Source organism: Yersinia sp. 1252 StPb PI, assembly GCF_048593885.1.
GTDB lineage: Bacteria > Pseudomonadota > Gammaproteobacteria > Enterobacterales > Enterobacteriaceae > Yersinia > Yersinia enterocolitica_E.
Genome location: NZ_JAZGQE010000164.1, coordinates 1 through 10658 on the forward strand (window position 1 = coordinate 1; position 10658 = coordinate 10658).

The following is a 10658-nucleotide window of genomic DNA, read 5'->3' on the forward strand; positions in this document are numbered from 1 at the left end:
AAGCTTTGGAAAATAACAATAACCCGACATAACCGCTTTAATGGCACTTTCCAAATTATCAATGCTATCGGTTTTAGAGACATAACCATAAACACCACAGTCCATACATTTTATAGCATAATCATTAAATACCATCGCAGTGAAAATTATTATTTTTGAATCAGGTGAAACTCTTAATATTTGTTCAATCAGGCCAAGACCTGAATATTCATTTGTAAGAATATCAAGAATAATCAAATCTGGTTTATGCATATGGGCTATCCTAACCGATTCTGTTCGACAATTACTTTCTAAAACCTCACCTCCTTTACACTCTATAATACGTTTTATAACACTTCTAATTATAGGATGTTCATCAACAACAAGCACTGTCATGTCAAGCATCATATCTCCTTAATAAAGTACCCGTAACCTTTATAGGGCGTAATCCATCAAATAGACACCTAAGAAAATTCATTATTATTCAGATGCACCATAGTATTAATGCACAATAACACCCTCCATTTCAAATCGATAAAAATGGAAAATTCTTACTGTATTGGAATATCTAACCTTACTTTACTTAGGTCGAATTAAAAGAGCAGGGAACCATTAATATCTCCTACAATTCTCACAGAAAGAACACTCATAAAAATCGCCGATTACTGTACGCTAAACTCGCCTGAAAACTCACAATTTAATTGCGGTAACGAGGTTTCTGCGGAGCTAGATGGCTGTTTAACATAAACACCAAAATAAAGTGCCGGTGTTGAGAACGTTGAAATAGTATCACCAAAACCAGACAAGGAGATTGTCTGAGTATGTGTATAACCTGAAGCTGTCCCGGCAAGCGTATTTTTATAAACTCCGCAAGCTACCTGAGTATTACTGCCGGTGGCGGCCCCTTCGCTCGGAGTGACGACAAAGTCGACCGCTTTGGTATTAGCCGTTGGGCTCCAATTAACACAGTTCATAGATACATCAATAGGATTAATGGCTTGTGATAAGCGCGTCCCATTACTATCATGCACATATATATGTGGCCCACTTAGGGTCGCTGAACGTTGTGACAAACTACTCGCCTCACATACAACATCAATATTGGCTGTTTTAAGGTTAAAGTTATATGTACCTAGTAGAGCAGATGAAAATGTATAACATGAGGTACCCGCCGCATTACAGGGTTTTCCCTCAGCTCCAGTTATCATTGCAAAATTCCCCGATGTACCGGATATCGAAACCAGTGCTGAGCGTGATATCACTATGTGATAAGAAAGTATTACCCCGTGAGATTGTGCGATCGCTAGTGCTTCGTCCATTGTTGAAGCAGCTAACAATTGTTGGTCATATGTGCCATCCCCTCGTAAATCAAACGCGCCAGTGTATAAGTCAACCCCTAGACCTCCGGAGGTAACTGCTCTGACTTTATATGTTAGTAAACAACGTTCTAATGTAGTATGGCTAACATTTTGTGGCCGACAATAATTAACATACGCAGAACCACCAGGCTGGAATACCACATCCATACTCATTTCTGACAAACTTGTTTGCAGGTTTTTTATGATAAATTCCGCATAAACAGTGCCAGGAAACACCGTCATCAGCAGAATAAACACCAGTAGATTTAATAATCTCATCTTAATCTATTTCCATAATATCAGTCCACTAACGCAATATCGGAACAGTAATAACTAAAGGAAAGCGTTTTATACTAAATAACGTTTACAATAATTTATCGAAACCGAAATAATGATACTTAAGCTAAAGGGCTTCTATTTAATTAGATGCCCTTTAGCTTTCCTCTTTTCCCTGCCGCCTACTAATACATACTTCTGTCTATTCCTGCTAATGTCCTCAATGCGTCAAGAACCTAACGCCGCCACCATAAAGTGTCATCAGCTACAGCACGGTTATCCCCCCATGGTTAAGGTCAATCTGATCTCAAAAGGTACAGCAACAAATGTCATCACAACCATTGCGCTACTGGTATTATCCAGTGTTGCGGTCACCGCGCTGTTACCAATTGTTGAACTTTTCAGTGTTATAACAAAAGTCCCATCGGCACCGCTGGTACCATTACTATTACTGCTGATAATTGCGCCATTATCCGCAACAACGGTTATATTCTGGCCTGGCAATGGATTATTGTTGGCATCTGTTACCGTCACTTTTATTGCAGCATCTGCCACCCCATCAGCAGGTTGATTATCTACGCTCTTTTCTAAAATCACTTTCGCGCTATTAACATCGGCAATAAAGAGCACGTCTATCTTTTTGGTGTCATTACTGACCCCGATAAGGGTGGCAATCACCGCGATATCCCCGGCCCGGATACTGGTTAATGCCGCCGGGATATACCCGTCACTGTCAGTCATCATCACCGATGGCATCAGCGTGGCACCATTACCGACGGTAAAAATCACTACCTGATTGACCAGCGGGTTGTCGTTCGCATCGGTGACCTGCGCCCGCACACTATGGATCTCATTGCCGTCCGCCACGATGCCACTGTTTAGCGCGGTGGTTTCAGTCAGGGTGGCGATTTTTGCGGTACTGACATCAGCAATAAAGGTCACTTCCACCTCTTTACTGCTGCCCCCACTCAGGCTGGCGCTCACGGTGATGGCCCCGGCCCGGATACTGGACAGTGCCGTCGGGATATACCCATCACTGTCGGTCATCACCACCGACGGCACCAACGTGGCACCACTGCTGGCGACAAAGGTCACCGTCTGATTGGCCAGCGGGTTACCGTTCGCATCGGTGACCTGCGCCCGCACACTGTGAGTCTGGCTGCCGTCCGCCACAATGCCACTGTTTGGCGCGGTGATTTCGCTCAGGGTGACTATCTGTGCGGTAGTAACATCAGCAATAAAGATGACTTGCACCGTCATATTGTTACCACTGCCCCCAGTCAGGGTTGCGGTAACATTAACAGCCCCAGCCCGGGTATTGGTCAGATTTGTCCTGATATACCCATCACTGTCAGTGACCGTCTGACTTACCAGGGTGGCGCCGTTATCAGCGGTAAAAATTACCGTCTGATTGGCCAGCGGGTTACCCTTAGCATCGGTGACCTGCGCCTGCACGCTATGGATATCGTTGCCATCTGCCACGATGTCACTGTTAAGCGCAGTGATTTTGGTCAGGGCAACGATCTGTGCGGTAGTGACATCAGCAATAAAGATCACTTCCACCTCTTTACTGTTACCCCCGTTCAGGCTGGCAGTCACATTGACTGCCCCGGCCCGGATATTGGTCAGTGCCATCGGGATATACCCGTCACTGTCGGTCACTGTCACCGCCTGATTCACCAGCGTGGCACCGTTATCGGCGGCAAAGGTTACTGTCTGATTGGCCAGCGGGTTACCGTTCGCATCGGTGACCTGCGCCCGCACGGTATGGATCTCATTGCCGTCCGCCACGATGCCACTGTTTAGCGCGGTGGTTTCAGTCAGGGTGGCGATTTGTGCGGTAGTGACATCAGCAATAAAGATCACGTCCACCGTTTTGTCGTTACTTCCACTGAGGCTGGCGGTCACGGTGATGGCCCCGGCCCGAATACTGGTCAGCGCCATTGGGATATAGCCGTCACTGTCGGTCACCGTCACCGATGGCACCAGCGTGGCACCACTGCTGGCGACAAAGGTCACCGTCTGATTGGCCAGCGGATTACCGTTTGCATCGGTGACCTGCGCCCGTACGCTATGGGTCTGGCTGCCGTCGGCCACAATGCCACTGTTTGGCGCGGTGGTTTCAGTCAGGGTGGCGATTTGTGCGGTAGTGACATCAGCAATAAAGATCACTTGCACCTCTTTACTGTTGCCCCCGCCCAGGCTGGCGGTCACATTGACTGCCCCGGCCCGGAGATTGGTCAGTGCCATCGGGATATACCCGTCACTGTCGGTGACCGTCACCGACGGTACCAGCGTGGCGCCATTACTGGCGGCAAAGGTTACCGTCTGATTGGCCAGCGGGTTGCCGTTTGCATCGGTAACCTGCGCCCGCACACTGTGAGTCTGGCTGCCGTCCGCCACGATGCCACTGTTTGGCGCTGTGGTTTCGCTCAGGGTGACTATCTGTGCGGTAGTGACATCAGCAATAAAGATCACTTCCACCTCTTTACTGTTGCCCCCGCTCAGGCTGGCGGTCACATTGACTGCCCCGGCCCGGATACTGGTCAGCGCCATTGGGATATACCCGTCACTGTCGGTCACCGTCACCGACGGTACCAGCGTGACGCCATTACTGGCGGCAAAGGTTACCGTCTGATTAATCAGTGGGTTACCGTTAGCATCGGCGACCTGCGCCCGCACACTGTGGGTCTGGCTGCCGTCCGCCACAATGCCACTGTTTGGCGCGGTGGTTTCGCTCAGGGTGACTATCTGTGCGGTAGTGACATCAGCAATAAAGATCACTTCCACCTCTTTACTGTTGCCCCCGCTCAGGCTGGCTGTCACATTGACTGCCCCGGCCCGGATGCTGGTCAGCGCCATCGGGATATACCCGTCACTGTCCGTCATCACCACCGACGGCACCAGCGTGGCACCATTACCGGCGCTAAAGGTCACGGTCTGATTAGCCAGCGGGTTACCGTTCGCATCGCTGACCTGGGCCCGTACGGTATGGGTCTGGCTGCCGTCCGCCACAATGCCGCTGTTTGGCGCGGTGGTTTCGTTCAGGGCGACTATCTGTGCGGTAGTGGCATCGGCAATAAAGATCACTTGTACCTCTTTACTGTTACCCCCGCTCAGGCTGGCAGTCACATTGACTGCCCCGGCCCGGATATTGGTCAGTGCCGCCGGGATATACCCGTCACTGTCGGTCACCGTCATCGCCTGATTCACCAGCGTGGCGCCATTACTGGCGGCAAAGGTTACCGTCTGATTGGCCAGCGGGTTGCCGTTCGCATCGGTAACCTGCGCCCGCACACTGTGGGTCTGGCTGCCGTCCGCCACAATGCCGCTGTTTGGCGCGGTGGTTTCGCTCAGGGCGACTATCTGTGCGGTAGTGACATCAGCAATAAAGATCACGTCCACCTCTTTACTGTTGCCCCCGCTCAGGCTGGCGCTCACGGTGATGGCCCCGGCCCGAATACTGGTCAGTGCCGCCGGGATATACCCGTCACTGTCGGTGACTGTCACCGTCTGATTCACCAGGGTGGCACCGTTACCGGCGCTAAAGGTCACCGTCTGGTTGGCCAGCGGATTGCCCTGTGCATCCGTCACTCGCGCCCGTACGCTATGGGTCTGGCTGCCGTCCGCCACAATGCCATTGTTTGCCGCCGTGGTTTCAGTCAGCGTCGCGATGCGTGCACTGCTGGTATCAGCAGTAAAGGTTACGTCTACTGTTTTGCTATTGCTTCCGCTGAGGCTGGCGGTCACGGTGATGACCCCGGCCCGGATACTGGTCAGTGCCATCGGGATATACCCGTCACTGTCGGTTACCGTCACCGACGGTACCAGCGTGGCGCCATTACTGGCGGTAAAAGTCACCGTCTGATTGGCCAGTGGGTTACCGTTCGCATCGCTGACCCGCGCCCGCACACTGTGGGTCTGGCTGCCGTCCGCCATAATGCCGCTGTTTGGCGCGGTGGTTTCGCTCAGAGTGACTATCTGTGCGGTAGTAGCATCAGCAATAAAGGTGACGTCCACCACTTTGCTATTGCTTCCGCTGAGGCTGGCGGTCACGGTGATGGTCCCTGCCCGGATACTGGTCAGTGCCGCCGGGATATACCCGTCACTGTCGGTCACCGTCACCGTCTGATTCGCCAGAGTAGCGCCACTGCTGGCGACAAAGGTCACCGTCTGATTAATCAGTGGGTTACCCTGCGCATCGGTGACCTGCGCCCGCACACTGTGGGTCTGGCTACCGTCCGCCACAATGCCACTGTTTAGCCCTGTGGTTTCGCTCAGGGTGACTATCTGTGCGGTAGTGACATCAGCAATAAAGGTGACAACCACCGTTTTGTCGTTACTTCCGCTGAGGCTGGCGGTCACGGTGACCGCCCCGGCCCGGATACTGGTCAGTGCCATTGGGATATACCCGTCACTGTCGGTCACCGTCACCGCCTGATTCACCAGCGTGGCACCGTTATCGGCGCTAAAGGTCACGGTCTGATTAATCAGTGGGTTACCCTGCGCATCGGTAACCCGAGCCTGTACGGTATGGGTCTGGCTGCCGTCCGCCACAATGCCGCTGTTTGGCCCAGTGATTTCGCTCAGAGTGACTATCTGTGCGGTAGTGACATCAGCAATAAAGATCACTTGCACCTCTTTACTGTTGCCCCCGCTGAGACTGGCGGTTACGGTGATGGCTCCGGCCCGGATACTGGTCAGCGCCATCGGGAGATAACCGTCACTGTCGGTCACCGTCACCGCCTGATTCACCAGCGTGGCACCGTTATCGGCGCTAAAGGTCACCGTCTGATTAATCAGTGGGTTACCCTGCGCATCGGTCACCCGTGCCTGCACGCGGTGGGTCTGGCTGCCGTCCGCCACAATGCCACTGTTTGGCGCCGTGATTTCAGTCAGGGTGGCGATTTGTGCGGTAGTGACATCAGCAATAAAGATCACGTCCACCGTTTTGTCGTTACTTCCGCTCAGGCGGGCAGTCACGGTGATGGCTCCGGCCCGGATACTGGTCAGCGCCATTGGGATATACCCGTCACTGTCGGTGACTGTCACCGTCTGATTCACCAGGGTAGCACCGCTGCTGGCGACAAAGGTCACCGTCTGATTAATCAGTGGGTTACCCTGTGCATCGGTCACCCGTGCCTGCACGCGATGGGTCTGGCTGCCGTCCGCCACAATGCCATTGTTTGCCGCCGTGATTTCAGTCAGCGTCGTGATGCGCGCACTGCTGGTATCGGCAATAAAGGCCACAGCCACCGTTTTGCTATTGCTTCCGCTGAGGCTGGCGGTCACGGTGATGGCTCCAGCCCGGATACTGGTCAGTGCCATTGGGATATACCCGTCACTGTCGGTCACCGTCACCGTCTGATTCACCAGGGTAGCGCCGCTACTGGCGGCAAAGGTCACCGTCTGATTGGGCAGCGGGTTACCCTGCGCATCGGTGACCTGCGCTCGCACGCTATGGGTCTGGCTACCATCGGCCACAATGCCACTGTTCGCCGCCGTGATTTCAGTCAGCGTCGCGATGTGTGCACTGCTGGTATCGGCAATAAAGGCCACAGCCACCGTTTTGCTGTTGCCACTGCCCCCAATCAGGGTGGCAGTAACAGTGACAGTCCCGGCCAGCGTACTGGTCAGTGCCATCGGGATATACCCGTCACTGTCGGTCACTGTCACCGTTTGACTCACCAGCGTGGCACCATTACCGGCGCTAAAGGTCACGGTCTGATTGACCAGCGGGTTACCCTGCGCATCAGTCACCCGCGCCTGCACGCTATGGGTCTGGCTACCGTTCGCCACAATGCCACTGTTTGACGCCGTGATTTCGGTCAGCGTCTCAAGCCGCGCACTGTTAGCATCAGCAATAAAGGCCACAGCCACCGTTTTGCTGTTGCCACTGCCCCCAATCAGGGTGGCAGTAACGGTGACAGTCCCGGCCAGCGTACTGGTCAGTGCCATCGGGAGATAACCGTCACTGTCGGTCACCGTCATCGTCTGATTCACCAGCGTGGCACCATTACTGACGCTAAAGGTCACGGTCTGATTAAGCAGCGGGTTGCCCTGCGCATCCGTCACTCGTGCCCGCACACGGTGGGTCTGGCTGCCATCCGCCACAATGCCGCTGTTCGCTGCGGTGACTTCAGTCAACGTCTCAAGCCGCGCACTGCTGGTATCAGCAATAAAGGCCACATCCACTGTTTTACTGTTACCACTGCCCCCACGGAGGGTGGCGGTCACGGTGATCACCCCGGCCCGGAGACTGGTCAGTGCCATCGGGATATACCCGTCACTGTCGGTGACTGTCACCACCGACGACACCAGTGTAGCGCCGCTGCTGGCGGCAAAGGTCACGGTCTGATTGACCAGCGGGTTACCCTGCGCATCGGTCACCCGTGCCTGTACCCTGTGGGTCTGGCTGCCGTCCGCCACAATGCCACTGTTTAGTGCGGTGACTTCCGTTAGCGTCTGGATTTGCGCAGTACTCACATCGGCAATAAAGGTCACGTCCACCGTTTGAGCACTACCATTAATAGTTGCCGTCACGGTAACAACACCGGCTTTGATACTGGTAAGCATTACCGTTACCGAACCATCTGGGCCCGTCGTGCCCTGAGTGGCGATAGTGGCACCGCTTCCGTTGGCAACACTGAAACTGACCACTTGATTTGATACTGGTGCATTGTGTCCATCAGTAACAATGGCTTTCACACTGTTAGTTTTCGTACCATTCGCAACAGCGCCGTCAGTAACGACTTTCAAGTTACCACTGGCAATGTTGGCGGGGGTAACAAATGTCACATTGACACTTTGGCTACTGCCATTGACGCTAGCGGTTACAGTAACAACAGTACTGATGGTATTGGTGAGTGTCATGATCACACTACCATCAGCATCAGTAATGCCACTGCTGGCAATAACAGCATTATTATTGGCGTAGAAACTGACCGCCTGATCGGATACTGGATTGCCGTTAGCATCCTTGATAATGGCCTTCACACTGTTAGTCGCGACGCCGTTGGCAATCGCCTTGTCACGAACGACAGTCAGGTCACCATTAATAATTCTTACCGTGCTACTGTCTGCCGTGAACCTGACCGGTTTTGTATCATGGTTGCCGTTCATCAAGGAGGCAGAAACTGTCCCACTCCCTGAACGAGTACTGGTTGTGACAATACCACTAACCTTTCCGTTACTGTCGGTTGCCGCAGTTTGCGGAGTGATTGTTCCCAGGGTAGAACTGAGCGTAACGGCCATACCCGTTATCGGTTGGTTAGCATTATTCGCGGTATTAATCACTGTGGCTTCAAAAGCCACCGTAGATAAACCATCGGCCAGCGTTGTGTGATTACCAACATGTTTAAGGGTAATATTATGTAGAGAGCGCTCAACCAGCAGGGTTGTGGTAGCCGTATTGGATTTATTACCCCGGACATCATATGCCGTGGCGCTAACTTGATAATTATTCAGGCTAACGGATGGTTGATAGGCCGGGAGAGTGATTAACACTGTTCCCACACTTGACATCGTTATACTGCCACCGGCAGCAAGCAATGCAGGGGCATGCCATACGATATTTTTCACCCCGTATTTCGAGGCCACTTTTGCCGTTAGTGAGATATCTTCCATAGCATATGCGGTAATCTGCTCAGGCAAACTCAGATGAATTAAGTCCTGCTTTTGATATTGCATAACAATATCGTAATTACGGTCAATGATATCGTAACGGCTACCCGCCACACTGCGCATTAAACCAACGGTCTGTTTGCTAATTTGATCAATCCACGGTACGCCAAAACGGTAATTTAAATTGATCCCTAGCTGAAAATCATTATCGACATTGCGCCCTTTCTTATGGGAAGCATCGAAAGTTACCAATGGAATAGGCGTATAATTAACCCCAACGGTAATGGCAGAGGGTGAATGACCTAAATCATCAGGGCTGGTATTTCCACTGCCTAATGCAACGCCTTTACCAAAATACTTTTCATAGACTAGCCGTCCACCCAATTGGGGATGAGAGGGTAAATAGGCCTCTGCCCGCACATCAAACCCGTTAGCCGGGCGTTCGTTATAATCCTCCATATCGGACAATACCGACTGATGCCAGTCGGTTATTCGGAAATAACCATTTGTGGAGAATTTGAGATAATCTGTCCAAACTTCACCCCCGACCCCCAAACGGCTATTTTTACCGGTCATGTCATAGTCATAAAAGGTATTTACACCGAAGGTCCAGTCATCGGTAAATCCACGTACGCCAATGCCGCTATTATTTGTTGCGCGTTGTCCATTATGACGGACCCCTAGCTGAGCAAATAACAGTGCACTTTCTGATTCTGCTAGTGGCAGCAATACATCGGCATTACCGGTACCTGATGAGTTCAATTGCACTCTGGCATTACCGTATTGCCCCAACCAATCTGAAGCCATTTGTGAGGCCAGACCTGAGGAGACGCCTTTTATTGCATTTTCGCCAGCTTTGCCAGGCTCACTACTGCTCATCACACTGCCAAAATTGGAAAACGCACTCGCCACGTTATTTTCCGTGATCTCATATTTATTATTAGTACGGATGTCGCCAACTTCATGTTTATCTGAGCCTAAATCTGGTAACCCATTTTGCTGTGATGCAATCAAGGGCTCTGCGGGCTCATTTAGAGGTGAAGATGGCGAAAAAATAGGAGGATTTACTGTCTCTTGCGGTGGATTCTTAGATCGACTTGAATCAATAGTCACTGCTGCCGAAGTGTGTTCATTCAAGATATCTGATGCTCTCATATTTATCATTGCATCATCTAAGCTATCGGCATGCGCGGACAGTGAAATAATAGGTGTGATGGTAGCGGTAAGAAGTAAGCATATTTGAACCACTAAAGTGATAAATGCCACTCCCCGCATAAACACGCAGTTAGAATTAAATTGATTCATGTGAGTAAAAATTCCATTTTGAGAGCAAGCAACTAGCACTCGAATACGCTATATGCACGACATAAATGATGATGAAGATATTAGATAATTATCCCCAGTAATTTTAAATTAACGTCA

3 protein-coding genes are annotated in these 10658 nt (G+C 51.5%); all 3 read right to left on the reverse strand.

The features are described from left to right. Positions 1-387 (reverse strand): response regulator (locus V2A85_RS18830; protein WP_420072089.1); only part of this gene is annotated, 387 nt, incomplete at its 3' end. A gap of 254 nt (positions 388-641) precedes the next feature. Then, positions 642-1616: a heme utilization protein gene (locus V2A85_RS18835; RefSeq protein ID WP_420072090.1), complete on the reverse strand. Its 975-nt coding sequence runs from the start codon at positions 1614-1616 to the stop codon at positions 642-644. 273 nt (positions 1617-1889) lie between these two features. Further along, a complete protein-coding gene (locus tag V2A85_RS18840) occupies positions 1890-10148 on the reverse strand; it encodes an Ig-like domain-containing protein (RefSeq protein WP_420072091.1) in 8259 nt (2752 codons plus the stop codon). Positions 10149-10658 lie beyond the last annotated feature (510 nt).

Bases quoted from the DNA above. Each gene is read 5' to 3' on its own strand.
- V2A85_RS18835 (WP_420072090.1), bottom strand. From the start codon at position 1,616: ATGAGATTATTAAATCTACTGGTGTTTATTCTGCTGATGACGGTGTTT.